We start from the raw sequence: 21,751 nt of genomic DNA, 5'->3' as shown, positions 1-21,751 counted from the left end.
CGAGGAGCCCGTTTTATCGCGCACGGCCGCCTACCTACCGGCAATGTCTGCGGGCCGACTCCTATTCGGGCGCGTCTTCTTCGTTGGCGATCGCCGCGAACACGCCCGCATCGGCGTACATCCGCTCAAGAAAGCGCGAAAGGTTCTTGTAGGGATCCAGCGGTATGTTCTTTCCGACCGCCCAGCGCAGCATGACGAACAGATAGGGGTCGGCTACCGATCGGGTCCCCACCAGCCAGTCCTTTCCTTCAAGCTGACGGTCCAGGCGTTGCAGGTGCGTGGCGATCTGCAGTCGCGCCTGGTCGCCCAATGCTTCCGCCAACGATTCGTCGGGCAGGAAGCGTGCCGGGGAGAAGATCGGCTTGAACGCCCCGTGCACGTCGGAGTTGAGGTAGGCCAGCCAACGCATTACTTCCGCGCGGCCACGGCTACTGCCATCACCGAGGAGAGCCGCTTCCGGGCGCTGCTCGGCGATATAGCCAAGGATCGCGGCGTTCTCCGTCAGCATGAAATCGTCGTGCGCGAGCAGTGGCACGTTGCCGTTCGGGTTCATTGCCAAGTATTCGTCGGACTTGATCGATTCGCGGCTCATGCGCAGGGCTTCATGCGCAATGCCGGTCCACTGCAGAACGATATGGTCCGCCAGAGAACATGCGCCGGGGAAGTAATAGAGTTTCATGAGTCTTCCAAGAAATGAGGTGGCACTTCGCTTGTTGGGGCTTCTTGTCCGCCGTCTCGCCGTGTCGCTGGTCGGTATTCCGCGGGGACGCCGCGCCGACGTGGGTTGTCCCGTGCACGAACGGATGGAAAGTGCACGCCCGTTACAGCCTCCTCGGCGAACTGACATCCGTCTTCTTCGTTACGACGGACAAGAAGCATTGACGCCTTGCAATTTCGCACCGGACGGGCAGACGCCGGTCCGTGTTATTCAACCCTGGGCCATACCTTCTCTCTTCCATTCCGTCGGGAATGGGCATCAGTTCACTGGTATGACGGCAGGCGCGCCCTGATCCTTCAACAGAAAGACCAGGAACTTGGCCGGTTGGCTGGCGCTGGCGTTGCGGCCCACCGTATGAAGATCCTCCGGACCCTCATAGAAGGTCTGACCCGGCAGCAGCGTGGTTTCCTTGCCGCCCTTCACCGCCATGACGATGGAACCTTCGAGCACGTAGATGAAGCCATGGGCATCGTGCCGGTGGACGGGATCGGCTCCGCCGGGGGGAAATTCAACGGTGATCATCAGCACTTCCTTGCCTGGATAATCCTTCAATGCCTGTGTCATCAACGGAGTGACTTTCGGCTCCGGTGCTTTGGTCGCTTGTCCGGCAACTGCCACGCCGGACATCAAAAGCAGCAACGAACCGAAGATTAGTGCGGGTGCTTGCATGACGATTTCCTCCTTCTCTGGTGGCGTTATCGGATACAGATGTCCGCCGAAGTAGTTCAGGCGATTGACCGCAGTCAGCTCAGCTTGGCCTTGTCCAATCCGAATGCCTTGTCGTAAGTACCGGGCACGGTTTTGAAACCGACGTTCACGCGGTTCCAGGCGTTGATCGCCATCACCAGGAAGGTCAGATCGGAAATTTCCTTCTCCGATAGTTGGGTGCGTACGCGGTCATAGAGGTCATCCGGCACGCCTTGCGCAGGCAATTGCGTCAGCACCTCGGTCCAGGCCAGGGCTGCGCGTTCGCGTGGAATGAACAGCGTGGAGTCGCGCCACGCGGCAAGATGGTACAGACGCAGGGGTCGTTCGGCATGGAGCGTCGCCTGCTTGACGTGCATGTCCAGGCAGAAAGAACACCCGTTGATCTGCGAAGCGCGGATCACGACCAGGTCGCGAATGGACTCTTCGATGGCCGAATCCTGCATGGCCAGATTGAAATCAACGAACTTCTTGAAGAGTTCCGGGGATTGCTTCTGATAGTCGATGCGCTGTGTCATGGCAAGTTCTCTGTGGGGGAGGAGTCTGGATAGGGGCAACGTGGAAGTCGTCGTTCCTCGTTGAAAACAGGTTAGGTCCGCGTTCCGGACGGCGGTAGACCTGGCCACGGACGCATCGTGTTGTCCGCTGCGCAACAATTCGCACGCATCCGTGTCGCAGCGACATGGCGCCGTACGTTCGTGGCTGGTTCCGAGCACTCACCTGCCGCCCCCGTTGTCCATGCGCTGCAGCCAGTAACCGCGAAGCCCTTGTCTGACGGCGATCACAGTGGTGGATGCAGAGACATCTCCTTCGGCAAACAGCCGCAACAGACCAGCGAGCCCGAAGCTCTGATCTCGATTGGTGCGTAACAGGCAACACCATGAATCCAGTGGGGTACCTACCGGCTCAAGCGGAGGGACCCTACGATTTCGTTTGCGTCCGGAGCAGCTTCATCATTCCGCCGTCTCGTCCCGTTGCGTTGTCGGTAAGTGCTGGGACGACCCATTTGCTTGAAGAGGTGAACCATGAAGATCGTCGTAATCGGTGGTACCGGCCTGATCGGCAGCAAGGTGGTGGCACGCCTGGCCCAGCAGGGCCACGAAGTCCTGGCCGCTGCGCCTTCCTCGGGCGTTAATACGCTCACCGGCGAAGGCTTGGACGAAGCCTTGGCCGGCACCCATGCGGTGGTCGACCTGGCCAACTCGCCGTCGTTCGAGGACCAGGCCGTGCTGGACTTCTTCCGGACTGCGGGGCGCAACCTCGCGGCCGCCGAGGCCAAGGCAGGCGTTGCGCATCATGTCGCTCTGTCGGTGGTCGGTACCGACAAACTGTCGGCCAGCGGTTACTTCCGCGGCAAGATCGCCCAGGAGCGGCTGATCAGGGAATCCGGCATCCCCTACACCATCATCCATTCCACCCAGTTCTACGAATTCCTGCCTGGCATCATCAAGGCAGGCGCCGATGGCGACACGGTTCGGCTCTCTCCTGCCTTCGTACAGCCCATCGCGTCCGACGACGTGGCCGACGCGGTGACCCGCGTCGCATTGGGAGCGCCGGCCAATGGCGTCGTCGAGATCGCCGGCCCTGAGCGCGAGCATCTTTCGAAACTCGCACAGCGACTGATGACCCTCATCCAGGATCCGAGGACGCTGGTTTCCGATGTCCATGCGCCCTACTTCGGCGCCGAACTGGAACCCGATACGTTGGTTCCCGCCGATGGCGCATGGTTGGGAAAGATCGGTTTCGAGGGTTGGCTACGGGGTTCGGAATTCGCGCGTTTCGCTCCTGCGCAGTGAGTTTGCGGCGGGCTTAGCCACGCAAGCTTTCGAGTTTCGATATCCACGCCGGCTGATCCAGGGGACTCCAATGAGACGATTGCGCCGACCGCCCACTAGTCTCCTGGATAAATTCCATGGCAATGAGGTGCAAGCGCTCTACACCGGCAAGGTCGTGGTCACCGGCGGCGAAGCGGCGCATGGACGCGCGTCCGGCGTCGCACGGTCGGAGGACGGCGAACTGGAACTGCACCTGCGCTTGCCCAGAGAGCTGGGAGGAGACGGTGGCGGTACCAATCCGGAGCAGTTGCTTGCCGCTGGATACGCCGCCTGTTTCCACGGCGCGCTCAGCCTGCTGGCGGCGCGGCGCGGGTTGGACATTCCGGACGTCACGGTGACCGCCGCCGTCACGTTCGGCAGGGATCCGATCGACGGCCTGTTCCTGCTTACCTCCGAAATTCGCGTTGCGATACCTGGTGTCGACCGCGCACTGGCGGAAGAGCTGCTACGCAATACCGAGCGGAATTGCCCGTATACGAAGATGTTTCGCCAAGGCATCGAAAGCGTGGTGGCCCTCGCGACGTAGCGCGTCGGCTCGTTCTGAAGCCGCCACGTGGGAGCGCGCAGAGGGCCGATGACGATATTTCTGATCTTTCCGTACTTCAGGAGAGCCGCCCAACGAACATCAGCGCAGAACTTCTAGTCGGCCGCCTTGTCAGGCAAGTGCAATCTCACTTCCAAGCCTGATCGTGAACTGCGGTTTCTGATGGCCACAGTGCCGCCATGTCGGATAATGGCCGCTCGCGTGATCGCCAGACCCAGACCGAAGCCTGCTCGGGCGCCCTCCCCGTGGGTGAAGGGCGTAAATAGCTGCTCGATGAGATGCTCTGGCACGCCCTTTCCACTATCTAGTACTTTGATCAATATCCCCTCGCCGTTGCGGGAAGCTTCAAGTTCTATATCGCCGCCGTTGGGGGTGTGCTTGAGTGCGTTTCGCAGTACATTTTCGATAGCGCGCGTCAGAAGTTCCCTGTCGCCCACCGTAGTAAGCCCAGGCGCAATAAGAGTGCGGACAAAATGGCCCGAATTTGAACTCTCAAGCTGCGCATCTTCAACGATAGAGGCTATGAGCTCAGAGAGATCCAGTGATTGATCATTGGCCGGTGGATCTGGCGATTCCAAGCGCGCAAGCAGCAACAATTCACCAATAAGCGCGTCCATGCGGTCGGCATCCCGATCCATTCTGTCAATCAGCTCATCCGGACTTTCTTGCCTGCGCGCCAATTCCAGGGCCACCTTGATCCTGGCCAGTGGCGAGCGCAGTTCGTGCGACAGATCGAGCATGAGTTGCCGCTGCGACGCCAGGAGCCGGCCAATCTGATCGGCCATCCGGTCAAAGTCCTCCCCCAGCGCAGTGAATTCGTCCTTGCGTGAAGTCAACGCAGCACCGATCCGGTAGTCCATTTCGCCCCTGGCTAACCGCTGCGCGGCCGACTGCAGTTTGGAGATGGGGTTGACCAGGTAGCGAGCCGCCACTGCGCTGACAACTCCGGCCAGGAAAATTGAGACGATCACCGGCAGAAGCAACCTCTTCAACAGAAAATCCAGTGGTGGGCCCGGCGGCCGGCTAAAAATGATGACGGCCTGATAACGACCACCAGCCTTGGTGCTCATGGGTATGGTCAGACTCCGGTTCGACGCGCTCTCTTGGGGATTGCCCGATGGATCTGACGCCCTTTCGCGTGAGCTTCTCAGCGAGGGCGGGATGCTGGGCACTTGGCGTTCCAAGATATCCTTTCCGTTCTTGTCAAGAAAATACATCCGCAAACCGTGAAACCTTTCCAGGTCGTTGAGCAACTCGGAGGTATCTCGCCTGGATCCGGACTCATGCGCGGCGAGCACCGCGCGGGCGGCAGCTGTGCCAAAACGTTCCAGGCTGTCGGCAACACCTTCAGGGATCCGTCGCTCGATCGTCATCGCGAAGAGAAGAGCGGTCCCCACCATCAGCAGAGCGCTGCCGAACCACAAACCCAGACAGATTTTCCAGAACAACTTCCCCATATCATTTCCTGAGCAAGAACTGATAGCCCACGCCGCGCACCGTACAGACCAGGCCTTCACCGATCTTGCGGCGGATGCTGCTGATGTGCATGTCCACCGCCCGATCGTATGAAGACATCCTGCGCCCCAGGACATCGCGGGTGAGCTCTTCCTTGCTAACCACATCGCCCGCGCGTTGCATCAATCGCTCTAGCACATTGAATTCGGTGCTAGTGAGCTGGATGCTGCTGCTGCCGCGCTTGACCGAACGCGTGCCCGCATCGAGGTCCACCCCGCTAACACTCAGGTAGCGGTCTTTCGTAGTGGTTTGTGGGCCATCTACCCGGCGCTGGATAGCGCGGATCCGCGCCGACAATTCGCGCGGATTGCACGGTTTTGGCAAGTAGTCATCAGCGCCCATTTCCAGCCCAATGATTCGATCCACATCTTCGCCCCGCGCGGTGAGCATCAAGATCGGAACCTTGCTCGTGCCGCGCAGATAACGAAGCACTTCGAATCCGTTTTTGCCCGGCAGCCCCACATCGAGCACAACAAATCCAATTTCATCGGCAAGCTTGGCCCACCGATTTTCGTCGAAGCGATTCATCACCTCGACGTCAAACCCGTCCTGAACCAAGTAGGTTTCCAGCAGGTCGCACAGCTCAGAGTCATCGTCGATCAGAAGCACTTTCATAACTGCATTCTCACACGCGCTCTGAGGCGTTTTTCGGCCTTTACGTATATTTACTGAACGCCCAGTCAGATCTGACTATTCCCCCACGAAACCTTGCGCGCAAATCTAGAACATAGATTGCTCCTCTCCCATCGCGCCTGTCATGAAATCCATCACTCTCGGCGTTCTTGCGGCACTGCTTTTAACCCAGTGCGTGGAAGCCCGCGCACAGCAGGACTTGGACAGGATAACGGTTCAAGGTAGGCCGGACTATTCGGGCGTTTGGACGCCGGATGCCAAGGCCAACGCCGAACTAGAGCGGCTGATGCGTAAGGTCATGCGCAAGAAGATGAAGCAGGCCGCGCCCAAGGAACGCGCTCCCGGCTATGAGGGCCCTGGCGGCGGGTCGCCTCCCCCGGGCGGTGGCGTAGGCGGTCCTGGGGGACCAGGGGGACCACCCGGTGGCCCGCCCGGCGGCGGTCCGCCGGGCCATGCGATGCCCGAGCCCAACGCCCATGGCGTGATGCGCCAAGAAATGGATTTTGCATCCCCTCTGCAGGGCGATCTGGAAATTGTGAGCACCGAGAGCGAGTTTCGCCTGGGCCGCGCCGGAGGCCCCCTCACTGAAATCGCGGTGGGACGCGGGGCCACCGAGTTGGCCGATGGCCATACCCGGGTCTTCGCCGCCTGGGAGCAAAGCCAGTTCGTTGTGGAGTTCAACACCGACGATGGCGCGCGCGTAACCCACACCTATGCCTTGGAAGACCAAGGCAATCGCCTGCGTGTTCACACCAACGTTGCCGGGCGCATGTCGCCCATCCCCGGGGGCATCGATATGGAGCGCGTATTCGTCCGAAAACCCTGAGTCTCCACCGTCAAGCAGATCGCTTCGTCATTTGGGCACCTTCTCAAATTTTGCCCGCCGAACGGCAGCACCGCCTCCCAGTCCATGTCCGCCGTTCGTCCTTCTACTCAAATTATCTGGTCTTCAGCAATGATCCCCACCTTACTCCGCTCTTCGACACCGTCTTTGCCTGAAGGCTCGCGCAACGATGGTGCTGAAGGACCCGAAGTCAATGTCGCCTCGCCCCGCTTTTTGTTTTTCCCCGGCAAGGCCGGCGAGTGCGACGAGAAGCTCCTAACCCATTGGTGGGAACACGCCGGCCTCGAGGGACTGGCCACGATTGTGCAAGTCTGGTTGGCCCAATCAATCGAGCTCTCCCAAGCGCGCTTGGAAATGGAACATCACACAGCGCTCTTTTCGTCCAGACACTCGGCAAGTCCGGAAAACGAGTTGGAGCAGGCCATGCATCTGCTCATCAGCCAGATCGCCCAGTTCCAGCACACCCGTGTCAGCGCTATCGCCAAACTCGCAACTACCTACGCGCGCCTGCTCATTCTGACCGAACGCGTTCAAAACGCCGATCACTCGATCAACTTGCATCAATCCATCGCAGACCGCAGGTCGCACGAGACCGGCGAGCGCAGTCCTGCGGCCCGATTAGCGTCCTCCCCCATCGCCGAGCTCCACGCCTTCCGCGAAACGCTCAATGGCGAGCGCAACGCAATCTTGCTCGCCCTGTCCGAACAACTATGCGAGCCGGCGAGCATTACCCGGACGCGCACGGCCGCTCATTGCTTGCCGCCGAGCATGGCGGTGCTTCCGATGGTGGGATCCCCCGAAGATCTCACTCTGCGTCGCCCCGATCTGGTGGCGCTCGATCACGCCATGATGCGTGAGGAAAGCATCGGGCCATCGGCTGCGTTCGAACTGCGCCAAGCCCAGTTGAACTACGAACGTGCTTGCTTAATGGCCACTACGACCGTAGAGCAGGCCATCAATAGAATGGTAACGGCCTGCAGCAGTCTGATTCCGGCCAGGGCATGCGCGGCCAATGCCGACGCCACTGCACGGGCGGCCCAATCGGCCCTACGTAAGGGTAATGCAGACACCGAATCGGTTTCGCATGCGCACGTGAATCGGTTCAACTTCAATGATCGTGAGATTGTCGTTCGCGGGGAAACCTACCTTGCGCTTATACAGCTGTTCCAGGCCCTGGGCGGTGGCTGGGAAAGCGAGAACTTCATGCATGGCGAGAAGTCTCTGGAAGGCGCTGCATGAAAGGTTCGGCGAAGCGGTCCACGCTATTCTTGGCAATTCTGATGACTTTCACTCTAGCGGCGGCCTTCGAGGCTCGCGCACAGGAGGGCGCGGCAAGCGAGTATGTGATTGAGGACATTCGCGTCGATGGGTTGCAGCGCATTTCCGCGGGCACGGTGCTTACATACTTGCCGGTAGAAAAAGGCGATCACTTGGACTCGAGCAAGGCTGGCGAGGCGATCCGAGCGCTCTACAAGACGGGCTTTTTCGAAAACGTAAGGCTCGATCGCCAAGACGGAATCTTGGTCATCACGGTGGCCGAGCGCCCAGCGGTGAACTCTTTGAAGCTGGAGGGCAATAAAGACATCAAGACCGAGGACTTGATGAAAGGTCTCCAGGAGATCGGGCTCTCCGAAGGCAACACCTTTGACCGCCTAGCCTTGGACCGGGTAACTCAAGAGCTCACGCGCCAATACAACAATCGAGGCAAGTACAACGTAGAGATCACTCCCGATGTCAAGGCGCTCGGACGCAACCGAGTGGACGTTACCATCAAAGTCAAGGAAGGCAAGGCGGCCAAGATCAGGCATGTCAACTTGGTGGGCACCGAGACCTTCAAGAGCAAAGACATCATGGAAGGGTGGGAATCCAGGGAAAGCAACTGGCTATCTTGGTATCGCCGTGACGATCAGTATTCGAAAGAAAAATTGTCCGGAGATATCGAGAAGCTAAATTCTTTCTACCTTGACCGCGGTTATGTCGACTTCGCTGTGGATTCCACCCAGGTGGCCATCAGCGCTGACAAGCGGGATATGTTTATCAGCGCTGGGATCACCGAAGGGGTCAAGTACAAAGTCTCCGACGTAAAAGTAACCGGCGACACGGTGCTCCCGCTGCAGGACATCGAGAGACTGGTCCTGGTCAAGAAGGACCAAACCTTCTCGCGCGCCCTGCTTGAATACACCTCCGATGCGATCACCTCCACATTGAGCAACATTGGCTATGCTTTCTCGCAGGTCAACCCCATTCCCACCGTCGATCGGGAAAATCGCACCGTCGCCATCAACCTGCAGGTGGTGCCCGGCCCTCGGGTCAACGTAAGGCGCATCGTCTTCAAGGGCAACGCACGCACCGGCGATGAGATCTTGCGTCGTGAAATGCGCCAGTTCGAAGGCGCCTGGTATTCCCAAGCGGCGGTGGATCGCTCGAAGATCCGGCTGCAACGCCTGGGGTTTTTCGAAACCGTAGATGTCGAAACCCCGCCAGTTCCGGGCAGCAACGACCAAGTGGACCTGGTCTATTCGGTGAAGGAAACCAGCTCAGGCAGTTTTTCGTTCGGCCTGGGTTATTCCCAATCCTCAGGCCTGACCACCTCAATCGATCTGTCCCAGAACAACTTCTTGGGCACCGGCAACCGCGTGGCCGTCAGTGCCTCGCGTAGCACCTATCAAGACCGCTACGCTTTCTCCTTCACCAACCCCTACTTCACCGATGGCGGCGCCTCGCTCGGCTATAACCTGTCCTGGAGCGAGACCGATTACTCTGATTACAACACCGCCTACTACGCCACCACCAATGCCGCGGCCCGAACCATTTTGGGCTTGCCTATCACCGAGAACGATTCGGTCTCCGTGGCCTTTGGCATCGACTCCAACGAGGTATCCACCTATAGCGGATCGACTCCCCAGGCCATCATCGACTACATCGACGCCATAGGCCATCGCACCTTCCATGCGTGGCGCACCGAACTGGCATGGGCGCGCGACAGCCGCAACGACTATTTCATGCCCACGCGAGGCACCTATCAGCGCACATCGGCGGAAATCACCCTGCCGGGTTCCACCGTGGAATATTTCAAACTCAACTACGAGTTCTCCAAATACATCCCGCTGGCTCCGTTCCTGGTCCTCAACACGCGCTTAGAACTGGGCTATGGCGACAGCTATGGCCAGGACACCACGCGCAGGTTCTGCCAGGTACAAGGGTCTGATCCCATCGTCAAAGCAGGTTCCGAATGTGAGTCCGGTTCCAGCGAAGTATCCACCATAACCGCCACAGGGCTTCCCTTCTTCGAGAACTTCTACGCCGGCGGTGTCCGCTCAATCCGCGGCTTTAGGGACAACACTCTCGGCCCGCGCTCCGAGCCCACCTCTTCCTACGCCGATGGCCAACCCTTGGGCGGTGCGGTCAAGACCACCGGCTCGTTGGAAATGTATTTCCCCAAACTTTTCGACTCCAAGGCCGCACGCGTCTCGGCGTTCGTCGATTTCGGCAATGTCTTTGCCGACGTGGACAGCGTCGATACCGCGGAGTTCCGCGTGTCTACTGGCATTTCATTGCTTTGGCGCGCGCCTGTCGGCCCGATTTCCATCAGCTATGCCTTCCCGCTTCGCCAGGGCGACGACGATGAGATCGAAAGACTTCAGTTCACTTTCGGCGGGGGTTTCTGAAACTAGTTGGGGGCATGAATGAACGGTCGGCCAGAAGTGGCTCTGGTCATTCTCTTGGCGGACATGGGCTATCGCGGGGGTACTTGGTGCTCGATAAGACGGCCGCGGATCAGCCGGACCGGTGCTGGCGGTAGTCGCATTGGATCTCCTTGCATCTTAAGACGATTTCCATAACTAGAACCCCACAAAGCTCCCAAGCTAGCGACGTAATCTCCCATGTACGTCCCCAGTCGAAGGGAAAGATGGGCATCGCGAGGAAGCTGCCATGAGGAGAATTGGACTCAAGTTTGAAGTGAAAGAGCCAGACATCAAGGGCAATCGCCAACGCGCCGAGCCCGGATGTCATGGCGAATCTGGCGGGACTTGAATCCCATCTTCACCTCTAGTTCTTCGTGCAGTTCCACTCGCTGCGGCGAATGCACTGTTGCGTTGCCGCTGCCCGTCGCCTTTGGCTCACTGCAACTTGTCGACCACGACGACTTCGCGCCGTCACGGCGCACCTGGAGGTAATCGCATCGCGGACTTGGATGCCTATCCGCGCCATCACTCGGCGGCGGCGAGGCTTCGATCAGCGCCTTCTCGGGAATTGTTTGCAGCGCTGTCTGCGTGAGGCATACGGTGTGGGTACGCTCCCCGCCGTCGCCGAAGGGAAGCCCTTTGAACGTACTGGTCAGTTCCCATTTTCCCGGTTGCACGGAAATCTGTGCGAATACGCGGGTTGGCGTGGCTATAGCGAGAATGAAGACCGTGTAGAAAGTGATTCGATTCATTATTGATTCTCGATGATTGAATGTTGAAATAATTCCCTGCCCGAAGAATCGATGGCATCCTCGATGCTATCGATTCGTTTTCTTCCTCATTAGGAGTCAAGGATGCGGTGGCAGCGGAGCCGGTGTCGGCGCAACGGCGGGAGCCATCGGGAGTGGACCCGGAGCGGGCGGTGGCCGCGGGCCAATGGACGCGCAAGCAGACAGCGACAACATCAAAGCCAAGGCCACGAGCAGAAACTTAATTCTGGATAGGAAACGCATGCTTTTATCTCGTGCGCCGGTCAAAACCGGCAGAGAAGGTGGGAGGGTTGAATTGGCATCCCATCCTTGTGGTTGTAATCAAGGCTCATCCGTGCGAACGCCGCCAGCTGCGGCTGGCGCTGTCGTTTCGCTTTGCTTCGAGAACCAGCGGCGTCCGAATTCCAGCAGGTCATCGACGTAGGTGAAGACCACGGGAATGACGAGCAGGCTCAGCACCGTCGAGGTGATCAAACCGCCAATGACGACGATCGCCATCGGCTGCCGGAAGCTCGGTTCGGCGCCTAGTCCGAGCGCGTTCGGCAACATGCCGGCGCCCATCGCGATCGTTGTCATGACGATGGGACGTGCGCGCTTGTGGCAAGCGTCGATGAGCGCCTCCAAGCGGCTCATCCCGCGTTCGCGTCGTGCCAGGATGGCGTATTCAACCAGCAGGATGGAGTTCTTCGTCACGATGCCCATCAGCATCAGCACCCCGATCACAGCCGGCATCGAGAACGACTGGTTGGTTAGCCACAGGGCGAGAAGCGCGCCCGCCAGTGCCAGCGGCAAGGCGCATAGGATCGTGGCGGGCTGAAGAAAGTCGTGGAACAGCAGTACCAGCACGGCATAGATGCAGAAGATGCCGATGGCCATGGCCAGCCCGAAGCTGGCGAACAGTTCGGACATGCGTTGCAATTCACCCTGTTCGACCTGCTGCACGCCATTAGGCAACGCGCTCAGCGTAGACAAGCGCATGGCTTCCTTCTGGACTTCGCCAATCGAACGCCCGTTCAGCTCGACGGTGAGGGTGACATTGCGCGAACGATCCAGGCGGGCGATCTGCGACGGACCGCTGCCCATGGAAATGTCGGCGACCGAACCTAGACTCACCGTGCCTTGGCTGCCCTGCACGCGCAATTGCGACACCGACACCATGTCGTCGCGCACGGCGGGATCCATCTGCACGCGGATCGGGATCTGCCGCTCCGGCAGGTTGAGTTTTGGCAGGGTGGTCGAATAGTCGCCGTAGGTCGCCAGGCGCACGGCATCGGCCAGCGCCTCGGAGGTGACGCCCAGCGAGGCGGCACGCGCGGCATCGGGGCGTACCTGGATTTCGGGGCGCTGAAGGGCAGCGCTGGACGTGACGTTGCCGATGCCCTTCAGGGTGCGCAGTTCCGCTTCGATCTTGGTGGCGGTGGAAGCGAGCATATCGGGATCGTCGCTGGCCAGCGTGATGCCCAGGGTTTCGCCACTGACGCCGCCACCGCCCACCGCAACACGCACGCCCGACAGGCCGCGCAGCAAATCACGCATCTTCGCTTCGACCTGCGACTGCTTGAGGTCGCGGTCGCCGCGCGGCACCAGATCGGCGGTCAGCGTCGCACTAGTCACGTCGCTCGAAGCGCTGACCGACCCCGGCCCGCTGTCGGACATTGACGTGCCCGCGGCAACGAAGATGCTGCGCACCTCCGGCAATGACTGCAGGAGCTTGGCCGCCTGCTGGCTGGTTGCTGTCGTGGTTTCCAGAGTGCTGCCCGGCGGCAGGGTCAAGGTAATGCGCGACTGGGCCTGGTCCTTAACCGGGATGAAGCCGGTGGGCAGGAAAGGGATGACCAACATGGCGAGGGCGAAGAACAGACTCGCGCCGACGATGGTGGTCTTGCGCTTGGCCAACGCACTGCGCACCCAATGCAGGTAGCGGCTCATGATCGGGCTGTCGGCAGCTTCCTCGTGGCCCACGGCGTTCGGCTTGGCCGGCTTCAGCAGGTACGCTGCCATCATTGGGGTCAACAAGCGCGCAACCAGCAGCGAAGCCAGCACCGCGACCGATGCGGTCACGCCGAATTGGCGGAAGATCAGCCCCGGGATGCCGCTCATGAAGGCCGTCGGCAGAAACACCGCGACCAAGCTGAAGGTCGTGGCGATCACCGCCAGACCAATTTCGTCGGCGGCCTCCATCGCGGCCTGGTAGGGCGTCTTTCCCATCTGCAGGTGGCGCTCGATGTTCTCGATTTCGACGATGGCATCGTCCACCAAGACGCCGACGACCAGGGAAAGCGACAGCAACGTCACTGTGTTCAGCGAATAGTCCAGCAGCCACATGACCAGGAAGGTCGGAATGATCGACAAGGGCAGTGCGGTGGCAGAGATCAACGTGGCGCGCCAGTTGCGCAGGAACCACCACACTACGATGATCGCCAGCAGCGCGCCTTCGATCAGCAGGTGCATCGAACCTTCGTAGTTCTCTTCGATGGGCGCAACGGTGTTGCTGGCCTCGTCGATGGTGGTCTCCGGATGGGCCTTGGCAAAGGCATCGATGGCGCTGCGCACGTCTGTGGCCACACCAACGTCGGAGTACCCGCGGGAGCGGGTAATCTGGAAGCCGATTACCGGTTTTCCGTCGCGGAACGCCAGTGAACTGCGCTCGGCGTGGGTATCGCTCACGCGGGCTATCTGGTCCAGGCGCACGTAGCGGCCGTCGGTCAGCGGGATGGTAATGGCGGCGATTTCGGCCGCGCTTCCGACTGTGGCGATAGTGCGGGCTGATTGCCGCTGGCCGCCCACGTCGCCTTGCCCACCGGAGCTTTCCTTCTGCACGGCCTTGAGCTGTCGGGACACGTCGGAAGGCGTCACGCCCATTCCGGCCATCAGCGTGGGATCCAGATCCACGTGGACTTCGCGGGTGACGCCGCCAACGCGTGCGACCGAGGCCACGCCCTTCACCGCCAACAGCGCCTTGGAGACCTTGTTGTCTACGAACCAGGAAAGATCCTGTTCATCCATGCGGGGGGAGGCAATGGTGTAGGTCAGCAGCGACGAACCGGCGGACGTGATCTTCGATACCGTGGGCGCAGCCATGCTGGCGGGAAGCTCGGCACGGGCGCTGTCCACCGCGTTACGGACTTCGCTCAGGGCTTCTTCGCCATCCTTGTCCAAGTCAAAGGTGACGCTAATGTTGACCGCGCCATCGGTGATCGTGGTGGTGATATGGTCCAGGCGCGTCAGCGAGGCCAGCTTGTCCTCGATCTTGCGCGCCACCTCGGTTTCCAGTTGCGAGGGCGCCGCACCCTCCAGCGAAGCGGAAATCTGCACAGTGGGCAGATCCATGTCCGGGAAGTCCTGGATCTTCAGCTTATGGAAGCCGATCAGGCCGACAGCAGTCAGCAGGACGAACAGCAGCAGCGAAGGAACGGGTTTGCGAATGGCCCACGCGGAGAAATTCATAGCACGGCACTCGTCCTGGCCTGTCCGACCGGGGCCACGGTGACTTGGGCATTTTCGGAAAGGAACGCGCCGCCGCTAGCCACAATGCGCGCCTTGCCGTCGATGGGGGTCAGGATCTCGATGCGGTCACCCTGCCTGCGCCCGATGGCTACCACGCGACTGCTGACTTTGTTCTGTGCATCGAGCAGGAAGATGTAGGAGCGCCCGTCGCGCGAGACGATGGACGATTGCGGCAATGTCACCGCAGACTTGGACTCGAGCGCTATCTCGCCATTGGCGAACATGCCTGGTCGCGCCGCGCTGTCCGTGGGTAGGCTGACATACACGGTGGCACGACCCGTCTTTTCGCTGAGCGTAGGGCCCACTTCCCGTACCTCGCCAAGCACTTGTGCGCCGCTGGGCAGCATGACACCCACCGATTGTCCAGTCTGGATCAGGCTCAATTGGCGGGCATCCAACTCCGGCCGCCATTCGACGCGGCTCTTGCGCACCAAACGAAAAAGTTCGGCGCCCGCATTGACGACGTTGCCGAGCACCGCCGACTTGGACGAGACGTAGCCGTTGTCCGGCGCCACGATGCGGGTCTGTTTGAGTTTCAAATTGATGCTGTCCAATTCCGCCCTGGCCGACGACAGCGACGCGCGCGCCTTGGCCTCGGCGACGCGGTACTCCTCCAACTGCTGTTCGGATAGGGCACCGCTGTCTTCCACGACGCGTGCTCGCTTCAGGTCGGATGTAGCCTGATCCAGCGACACGGAGGCCTGTGCCACCGAGGCCTCCTGCATTCGCAAATCCATGCGCAGGCTGTCGTCGGCTAGGCGCGCGAGCAATTGCCCCCGCTCGACTTTCGCGCCTACGTCCACCAGCAGTTCGGCGATGCGCAGCCCTCCTGTTTCTGGGCTGACGATGACTTCCTGCCATGCGGTGAGCGGACCACTGGCCACCACAGACTGCGGCCAGGTCTGCGCCTGCGGCGCAACGATCTGGACCGTCAAGGCGCTTGCTGCGCGTGCGTCTTCCGAGGACTCGGTCCCGCCGGACAGTATCCGCCAGACGACTAGGCCTAGGGCCAGCAGCGCCATGACGATGACGCCGATACGAAGCTTTCGATTCAAGGTTCACCCCGTTGTTGGTTTGCCGCTTGCTCTGCCATCGTTTCAGGCGACGACGCGTGACTATCGAATTGCCAACCTCCGCCAAGGGCTTTGTAGAGCGCGACCCAATAGGAAATGCGATCTCGTTGCAGTGTGATCTGCTGGATCTCGGCGGAAAGCGCGCTACGTCGTGCCTCCTCCAGCGTGAGGAGGTTTTCTCGTCCTGCGCGCCAGCTGGCTTCGGTCGATTGGAAATAGCGACGGTATTCCTGGGCCGCGATGTTGGCGTCTTCGGCCCGGCGACCCGAACTGTCCAGATTCACTAACGCCTGTTCGACTTCCTTCACCACGTTGCGCGTGCCTTGCCGATAGTCGGCGATCGCGGCGGTGTAGCCTGCTCGCGCGCTTTCCACAGCGGCACGGCGCTTACCGCCATCGAAGAGAGGAATCGACAAAGAAGGTCCGAACGACCAGGTCGTCGCCGAGGAGGCCAGATCGCTCGCCGATACCGTGATGGAGCCGGAGAGAGACAGGCTGGGGTACAGGTCGGCTTGGGCGACGCCGATCTCCGCACTGGCAGCCGCCAGCTCCCGCTCCAGGGAAGCCAAATCGGGCCGCTGCCGCAACACCTGTGCGGGGATACTTTGCACATCCAATCCCGCTGGCTGCGGCAGCTTTGCGTCGCCCGTCATCATCAACGCACGCAAGCTGGTCTCGTCGGTTCCAGTGAGGCTGACCAGTGATTTCACCAACAGATCGCACTGACCACGTTGCGAAACCAGGGTCGAGCGGGTACTGGCCGAACTCGCCCGGGCAAGCGCGCCCTCGGATCGCGCCCGGAAGCCCGCTTGGACTAAGACCGCGGTCGCCTGCTCTGTCTGCGTCATCGATCTCAGCTCGCGTGCGTAGGTGTCGGCAAGCAGCCCGCAGGCTCGGTACTGCACGTAGGTGTCCGCCACTTCGGCGGCCAGCGAAACGCGGGCGTCGTGCCAGTCGCTCACCCGCGCGTCCACGCGCGCCTGTGCGGCCTCCGCGCTGCGACGGGCCTTGCCGAACAGGTCGATTTCCCACGATGCGTCCAGCGCGCCGCTGTGGGTTTCGGAAATCGCCTCCGTTCCGTTCTGCGTCTGCTGCTTGCCACGAGTTGCCGAACCACCCGCCGTCACGGCGGGAAGGCCCCCGGCCTTTGCGGAAGTCAGCGTGGCACGCGCCTTTTCGATATTCGCCCATGCCTTGGTCAGCGACGGACTGTCGGCCTCGGCCATCGCGATGAGGCGTTCCAGCAGCGGATCGTCGAACTGCCGCCACCACTGGGCGATGGCTGCGACATCCCCTTCATGTGGCAACGGTGCGCTCCAGACGGGTGGCGCCTCAGGAACCGGCTCGCGATAGGTGGGACCGACCGCGCAGGAAGCGAGCGCCAGGGTTAGGCTCGCCCATAGCGCGGCGCGGAGAAGGGAGAATTCCTGCATGCGCATGACACGGAATAAAGGGTAGGCGGCATCGTAGGAGCGCCGATCGTTGGCTGCTGTTTGGCGAGGTTAAATTGGGTAAATTCCCGCAGAAACGAGTGTTTCCCGAAAAATTCCGGTAGATACTGTGGGCATGGTCAAAATCTTACTCGTCGACGACGACGTCGATCTCACCTCGATGCTCTCGCAGTACCTGGTGCGGGAAGGCTTCGACGTGACAACGGTCCGCGATGGCGAGACCGGTGTTATGGAAGCAATTTCCCGCGATTACGCACTTGTGGTGCTGGACATCATGATGCCGCGCCTCTCGGGCATCGAAGCGCTGCGCCGTATCCGCGCCACCAGTCCCGTTCCCATCCTGATGCTCACGGCCCGAGGCGATGATATCGACCGCATCGTCGGGCTCGATTTGGGCGCCGACGACTACGTGCCGAAACCTTGCACACCGGGTGAACTAGTGGCGCGTATCCGCGCGATCTTGCGGCGCACGGAAGGTCGCGGATCCTCGGGTATGGCTGCCGCTCAGCGCATGGTGCAGGTCGGCGAGTTGACGTTGTGGCCAGGAAACCGACAAGCCACCTGGCGCGGCGCGTCATTGGAACTCACCGGCACGGAGTTCAGCTTGCTGGAGGTGCTCGCGCGGCATTCCGGACAGTTGGTCAGCAAGCAAGACATTTCCCAGCAGGCGTTCGACCGTCCCCTGGCCCGGTTCGATCGTCGTATCGATGTGCATATCAGCAGCATTCGCCAGAAGCTGGGCACCCGTCCGGACGGCCAGTCCTGGATCCAGAGCGTGCGGGGGCTGGGCTACCAGCTTCTGGAGGACTGAGATGTTCAAGTGGAAACCCGGGCGCTTGTTCTGGAAGCTCTTGCTGGCGCTGTGGATCAGCATGATCCTGACGATCACGGGGGCGGCAACCTATTTTCATCTCACTGGTATGACTCCGCCGGAGGACGCAAGGATCGCGCGAATTGGCGTGCTGCCGATAGTGCCGCTGGTATCGGCAGGAATCGCGATCCTCATTACAGGACTGGCGCTGGCTTGGTACCTTTCGCGCCCCTTGCAGCACTTGCACTGGGCGCTGCACCGGATGGCTGAGGGTCGTCTTGATACGCGTGTGCAACCTCTGATGGGCAACCGCAGCGACGAAATCGTCGATCTGGCGCACGATTTCGATCGCATGGCGACGCAGTTGCAGCAGCTGACCGAGTCACGCAGCATCCTGCTCCATGATATTTCCCATGAATTACGCTCGCCGCTGACGCGCATCCAGGCGGCGATCGGATTGCTGCGTCAAGATTCGACGCAGACCGACGCGATGATCAGTCGCATCGAGCGAGAGAGCGAACGGCTCGACGCGCTGATCGAGGAACTGCTGACGTTGCATCGAATAGAGTCGGGATCGGTAGAGGTGGCTCATGAGCGCGTGGACGTCGTCGAGTTGTTGCACGCGATCGCAGAGGACGCCGATTTCGAGGCACGGGCTTCTTCGCGCTCGGTCGCTATCGATGCTCCGGACCATTTCATATCGAACGTCAACGGTGAGTTGATCTACCGCGCGTTCGAGAACGTGATTCGGAATGCCGTCAAGTTCAGCCCGGAAGGTGCCACGGTTGAAATTCACGCAAGGGTGACTGGCCATGGCAGGGCGCTAGAAACGCTCGTGCGCGATCGGGGCCCGGGCGTGCCACCCGATATGCTGAAGGCGATCTTCCAACCCTTCACCCGGGTGGAAGGCAGCGAGCCGATCCGCGGCGTGGGCTTGGGCTTGGCGATCGCGCAACGGGCGATAGAGATGCACGGAGGCCGCGTGAACGCAGCGCTTCGTGAAGGGGGCGGGCTTGAAGTCTTTCTCGTGCTGCCTCTGGAGGGCAAGGACTGAGGTGGTCTGAGGTGCTGACAGTCATGGTTATCACGGTGCTGCTTTCCGGCTGCGCCGTGATATCGGTCAAGTAAGAATGCCCGCTTCTGACTGTTAATCTCCACTTGCTGCTCACCCATAGCTTGTCCAAGGTACGTCACTTACTATTTCCGATGATCGCAGCGCGGCCTTCTTATGCCTCCGTGCCGGCCAATAGCCAGCAGCCGAACACGGGGCCGGCGCTGAAGCCGGTTTCCGGTTCGATGCGCACCCGCAAAGCCTTTCCTTTCGTAGCAGCGGCAGGCAACGGATAGTCGACATCGACGAAACGGATGCCGCGATCGCCGTCCAGCACTTCGTCGGCTACCAGATGTCCATTGGCCAGAATGCGGAAGCGCCGTCGATGCTCGCCACCCCAGTAGCGCAGACGCAAATGCAGCGGACCGGCCTGGTTGCGCAGATCGAATTCGACGAATCCACCGCTGCGGGCGTCGCGTCCTTTCCGCCGTCGATACTCGACGTTGTAGGACAACTCGCTGCGCAGGCGATGCGCCTTTTCCGATGCTTCTTCGCCCAGTTCGACCCGGTCGATCGCTTCGGCATCCAATCGCGCCATGGCCTCGGCAGCCGCCGCTTGCCTCGCTTGCGCTTCCCTCCACGCCTGTGGGGCGAGGCGTCCGAAATAGATCGCGCTGCGCCGGTCGTGCTGCGCGTAGAACGGCACGAACGCCAACGGTCCCGGATGCACCACCTCGGTCGCCAGATAACGTCCGGAGACTTCCTGCGGTGCGAATCCCGCCAGCACGTCGCCTTCGGCCACCAACACCGGATCGGCTTGTGTCGCGTAGGGTTGTTCCGTTGAACCCAGATCGGCCGCCAGCACCAACGGACCGCGCATCACCGACACAACGTCCGGATCGTCGCTCGGTTCCAGGCGCAACGGCATCGGCAATTCCAGGGTCAGCATGTCGCCTGCGCGCCAGCGGCGGCGCAGGCGCACGTAGCCGTCGGCCAATTCTGCGCGGACGGGCTTGCCGTTGAGCGTAAGTCGCCACGACTGCGCCCAGCCGGGGATCCGCAGCGCAATGCGCTGCGCCGCTTCCGGTGCCGCCGTTATGCGCAGGCGGGTCTCGCCACCCAAAGGCAGGTCGCTGTCCAGCTCCAGCCGCAGGCCGGAAGGGTCGTCGTCCAGGCTCGAAGGAATATAGAGATTGACGAACAAGGTTTCGTCCTCGTCGTCGCGCCAGTAGATCGAATCGCCGAACTGGGCATGGCTCTCCATCCCGGAACCGACGCAGCACCAGAAATCGTCGAACGGAGTGGAGAACTCGCGCTTGGCCCCGGCCATCAGCGGCATCATGTAGGCGAACATGCCGGTGCCCGGATGCTGCTGCGCCATTATGTGGTTCAGCAAGGTGCGTTCGTAGTAGTCGAAATAGGCGGCCCGTGGCGTCCAGCGATACAGGTGCCGGGTCAGCTTCAGCATGTTGTAGCTGTTGCAGTGCTCGCAGGTCTGTTCGGTGACGAACTTGGAGATCGTATCCGGCGCCTGGAAGTATTCGCGGTCGGCGTTGCCGCCGATCACATAGGTATGGTGCGCGGTGACCGTAAGCCAGAAGAAACGCGCAGCTGCCGAGGGCTCTGGATCGCCGGTCAGTTCGAACTGGCGGGCCATGCCGATCAGTTTCGGAATCTGTGTGTTGGCGTGCAGCCGGTCGAGTTTGTCCTGCTGCGCGGCCAGCGGGTCCATGACTTCGCGGTGGCGCAGGCGTTCGGCCAACCGGAGCCAGCGCGGGTCGCCGGTGCGGCCATAGAGTTCGGCGAAGGATTCGTTGAGCCCACCGAACTCGCACGACAGCACCCGCTGCATCTGCGCATCGTCCAGTTGCGCGAACACCGCATCGAGGTAATTGCCCAAACGCACCGCCACCTCGAGCGCATGCGCATTACCGCAATGCACGTGCGCGTCCAGCAGGCCCGCAAACAGCTTATGCCAGGTATACAGCGGCGCCCAACTTCCATTCAGGCTGAAGGGCTGGGTTTCGACCCTACCCTGCCTGAGGTCATCGAAGACCGCGCGCCCGCTTTCGATCTTTCCATCGCGGTTCTTGCGGGTGAAACCGGCCACGTAACCATCGGCGGCTTGTGCCTGGCACAACGCCAGTTCGGCGACGATGTAATCCGCACGCGACAGGCATTCGGTGTCGCCGGTCTGCGCATGCATCAGCGATAGCGCGCTGAGATAGTGCCCGAGCGTATGCCCGGCAATGGTATCCGCTTCCCAGCCGCCATAGACGGGTGCCTTCGGCTTCAGCCCGGCGTACTGGCGGAAATTGTGCAGCAGGCGATCCGGCTCCAACTGCAGCATGTAGCGCCGGTTGGTTTGCAGCGAATCCAGGAACATCGACCGTTTCAACCGTACGTTGCGTAGCGGGACCGCCCGTGCCCGTTGCGGTACGGATGCCGCCGCTTCGAGCGGGAAGCCGACGAAGCCGGCCGCCGACGCCATGGCGCTCCAGGCGAGGAAACGCCGTCTCGAAAGGCTGATGGTCATGCAGTGAATCCTCGTTTTCCTGCTGACCGCAACGGAAATCCGTGACGGCGGAAAACGCGAGCCGCCTGGACG

At 61.0% G+C, this 21,751-nt stretch carries 17 protein-coding genes; 7 read left to right on the top strand and 10 right to left on the bottom strand.

Annotated features, from left to right (window positions below):
• Window positions 1-61: 61 nt before the first annotated feature.
• From J2W94_RS12080 to J2W94_RS12070, 3 genes are all read right to left on the bottom strand, one after another.
• Entirely contained in the window at window positions 62-679 is a 618-nt protein-coding gene (locus tag J2W94_RS12080) for a glutathione S-transferase family protein (protein WP_310093564.1), read from the bottom strand.
• A 297-nt stretch (window positions 680-976) separates the two neighbouring features.
• The gene (locus tag J2W94_RS12075) at window positions 977-1,387 is read right to left on the bottom strand and encodes a cupin domain-containing protein (protein WP_310093562.1); all 411 of its coding nucleotides are present in this window, start codon (window positions 1,385-1,387) and stop codon (window positions 977-979) included.
• A gap of 74 nt (window positions 1,388-1,461) precedes the next feature.
• Complete coding sequence (locus J2W94_RS12070; RefSeq protein ID WP_310093561.1) at window positions 1,462-1,941, bottom strand: carboxymuconolactone decarboxylase family protein; 480 nt, start codon at window positions 1,939-1,941, stop codon at window positions 1,462-1,464.
• A 507-nt stretch (window positions 1,942-2,448) separates the two neighbouring features.
• On the opposite strand from J2W94_RS12070, the gene J2W94_RS12065 reads away from it, so the two are divergent.
• Window positions 2,449-3,219: an SDR family oxidoreductase gene (locus J2W94_RS12065; protein ID WP_310093559.1), complete on the top strand. Its 771-nt coding sequence runs from the start codon at window positions 2,449-2,451 to the stop codon at window positions 3,217-3,219.
• A gap of 70 nt (window positions 3,220-3,289) precedes the next feature.
• Window positions 3,290-3,784 (top strand): Ohr family peroxiredoxin, encoded by a 495-nt coding sequence (locus J2W94_RS12060; protein WP_310093557.1) that lies wholly within the window; start codon window positions 3,290-3,292, stop codon window positions 3,782-3,784.
• Between the two features lie 113 nt (window positions 3,785-3,897).
• On the opposite strand, the gene J2W94_RS12055 is transcribed toward J2W94_RS12060, so the two are convergent.
• On the bottom strand, window positions 3,898-5,259 hold the full coding sequence (locus J2W94_RS12055; protein ID WP_310093555.1) for a sensor histidine kinase: 1,362 nt from the start codon (window positions 5,257-5,259) through the stop codon (window positions 3,898-3,900).
• Window position 5,260: 1 nt separating this feature from the next.
• Window positions 5,261-5,932 (bottom strand): response regulator transcription factor, encoded by a 672-nt coding sequence (locus tag J2W94_RS12050; protein ID WP_310093553.1) that lies wholly within the window; start codon window positions 5,930-5,932, stop codon window positions 5,261-5,263.
• 142 nt (window positions 5,933-6,074) lie between these two features.
• Between J2W94_RS12050 and J2W94_RS12045 the strand changes: the two genes are divergently transcribed.
• From J2W94_RS12045 to bamA, 3 genes are all read left to right on the top strand, one after another.
• On the top strand, window positions 6,075-6,776 hold the full coding sequence (locus tag J2W94_RS12045; RefSeq protein WP_310093550.1) for a hypothetical protein: 702 nt from the start codon (window positions 6,075-6,077) through the stop codon (window positions 6,774-6,776).
• Between the two features lie 84 nt (window positions 6,777-6,860).
• Window positions 6,861-8,033, top strand: a complete 1,173-nt coding sequence (locus tag J2W94_RS12040; protein WP_310093549.1) for a hypothetical protein — start codon at window positions 6,861-6,863, stop codon at window positions 8,031-8,033.
• Window positions 8,030-10,462 (top strand): outer membrane protein assembly factor BamA, encoded by a 2,433-nt coding sequence (bamA, locus tag J2W94_RS12035; RefSeq protein ID WP_430540590.1) that lies wholly within the window; start codon window positions 8,030-8,032, stop codon window positions 10,460-10,462. The genes J2W94_RS12040 and bamA overlap by 4 nt, the downstream gene beginning before the upstream one ends.
• A gap of 308 nt (window positions 10,463-10,770) precedes the next feature.
• Here the strand turns inward: bamA and J2W94_RS12030 are convergent, their stop codons facing one another.
• From J2W94_RS12030 to J2W94_RS12015, 4 genes are all read right to left on the bottom strand, one after another.
• Complete coding sequence (locus J2W94_RS12030) at window positions 10,771-11,232, bottom strand: DUF3617 domain-containing protein (protein ID WP_310093544.1); 462 nt, start codon at window positions 11,230-11,232, stop codon at window positions 10,771-10,773.
• A 339-nt stretch (window positions 11,233-11,571) separates the two neighbouring features.
• On the bottom strand, window positions 11,572-14,697 hold the full coding sequence (locus J2W94_RS12025; protein WP_310093542.1) for an efflux RND transporter permease subunit: 3,126 nt from the start codon (window positions 14,695-14,697) through the stop codon (window positions 11,572-11,574).
• A complete protein-coding gene (locus J2W94_RS12020; RefSeq protein ID WP_310093541.1) occupies window positions 14,694-15,779 on the bottom strand; it encodes an efflux RND transporter periplasmic adaptor subunit in 1,086 nt (361 codons plus the stop codon). The genes J2W94_RS12025 and J2W94_RS12020 overlap by 4 nt, the downstream gene beginning before the upstream one ends.
• A gap of 29 nt (window positions 15,780-15,808) precedes the next feature.
• A complete protein-coding gene (locus tag J2W94_RS12015; protein WP_310093539.1) occupies window positions 15,809-17,263 on the bottom strand; it encodes an efflux transporter outer membrane subunit in 1,455 nt (484 codons plus the stop codon).
• Window positions 17,264-17,396: 133 nt separating this feature from the next.
• Between J2W94_RS12015 and J2W94_RS12010 the strand changes: the two genes are divergently transcribed.
• Window positions 17,397-18,092: a response regulator transcription factor gene (locus J2W94_RS12010; RefSeq protein ID WP_310093536.1), complete on the top strand. Its 696-nt coding sequence runs from the start codon at window positions 17,397-17,399 to the stop codon at window positions 18,090-18,092.
• A gap of 1 nt (window position 18,093) precedes the next feature.
• Window positions 18,094-19,146, top strand: coding sequence for a HAMP domain-containing sensor histidine kinase (locus J2W94_RS12005; RefSeq protein WP_310093534.1), 1,053 nt, complete (start codon window positions 18,094-18,096; stop codon window positions 19,144-19,146).
• A gap of 172 nt (window positions 19,147-19,318) precedes the next feature.
• Here the strand turns inward: J2W94_RS12005 and J2W94_RS12000 are convergent, their stop codons facing one another.
• Complete coding sequence (locus J2W94_RS12000) at window positions 19,319-21,679, bottom strand: glycoside hydrolase family 127 protein (RefSeq protein ID WP_310093532.1); 2,361 nt, start codon at window positions 21,677-21,679, stop codon at window positions 19,319-19,321.
• Window positions 21,680-21,751: the final 72 nt, after the last annotated feature.

Origin of the sequence: Pseudoxanthomonas sacheonensis, assembly GCF_031455975.1 — a bacterium.
Classification (GTDB): Bacteria; Pseudomonadota; Gammaproteobacteria; order Xanthomonadales; family Xanthomonadaceae; genus Pseudoxanthomonas_A; species Pseudoxanthomonas_A sacheonensis_A.
Note: the sequence above shows the minus strand (reverse complement) of the source record. Positions and strands in the feature narration are given on the sequence as shown.

Coding starts and splice junctions, on each gene's coding strand:
- J2W94_RS12080 (WP_310093564.1), bottom strand. CDS start 679: ATGAAACTCTATTACTTCCCCGGCGCATGTTCTCTGGCGGACCATATC.
- J2W94_RS12075 (WP_310093562.1), bottom strand. CDS start 1,387: ATGCAAGCACCCGCACTAATCTTCGGTTCGTTGCTGCTTTTGATGTCC.
- J2W94_RS12070 (WP_310093561.1), bottom strand. CDS start 1,941: ATGACACAGCGCATCGACTATCAGAAGCAATCCCCGGAACTCTTCAAG.
- J2W94_RS12065 (WP_310093559.1), top strand. CDS start 2,449: ATGAAGATCGTCGTAATCGGTGGTACCGGCCTGATCGGCAGCAAGGTG.
- J2W94_RS12060 (WP_310093557.1), top strand. CDS start 3,290: ATGAGACGATTGCGCCGACCGCCCACTAGTCTCCTGGATAAATTCCAT.
- J2W94_RS12055 (WP_310093555.1), bottom strand. CDS start 5,259: ATGGGGAAGTTGTTCTGGAAAATCTGTCTGGGTTTGTGGTTCGGCAGC.
- J2W94_RS12050 (WP_310093553.1), bottom strand. CDS start 5,932: ATGAAAGTGCTTCTGATCGACGATGACTCTGAGCTGTGCGACCTGCTG.
- J2W94_RS12045 (WP_310093550.1), top strand. CDS start 6,075: ATGAAATCCATCACTCTCGGCGTTCTTGCGGCACTGCTTTTAACCCAG.
- J2W94_RS12040 (WP_310093549.1), top strand. CDS start 6,861: ATGTCCGCCGTTCGTCCTTCTACTCAAATTATCTGGTCTTCAGCAATG.
- bamA (WP_430540590.1), top strand. CDS start 8,030: ATGAAAGGTTCGGCGAAGCGGTCCACGCTATTCTTGGCAATTCTGATG.
- J2W94_RS12030 (WP_310093544.1), bottom strand. CDS start 11,232: ATGAATCGAATCACTTTCTACACGGTCTTCATTCTCGCTATAGCCACG.
- J2W94_RS12025 (WP_310093542.1), bottom strand. CDS start 14,697: ATGAATTTCTCCGCGTGGGCCATTCGCAAACCCGTTCCTTCGCTGCTG.
- J2W94_RS12020 (WP_310093541.1), bottom strand. CDS start 15,779: ATGGCGCTGCTGGCCCTAGGCCTAGTCGTCTGGCGGATACTGTCCGGC.
- J2W94_RS12015 (WP_310093539.1), bottom strand. CDS start 17,263: ATGCAGGAATTCTCCCTTCTCCGCGCCGCGCTATGGGCGAGCCTAACC.
- J2W94_RS12010 (WP_310093536.1), top strand. CDS start 17,397: ATGGTCAAAATCTTACTCGTCGACGACGACGTCGATCTCACCTCGATG.
- J2W94_RS12005 (WP_310093534.1), top strand. CDS start 18,094: ATGTTCAAGTGGAAACCCGGGCGCTTGTTCTGGAAGCTCTTGCTGGCG.
- J2W94_RS12000 (WP_310093532.1), bottom strand. CDS start 21,679: ATGACCATCAGCCTTTCGAGACGGCGTTTCCTCGCCTGGAGCGCCATG.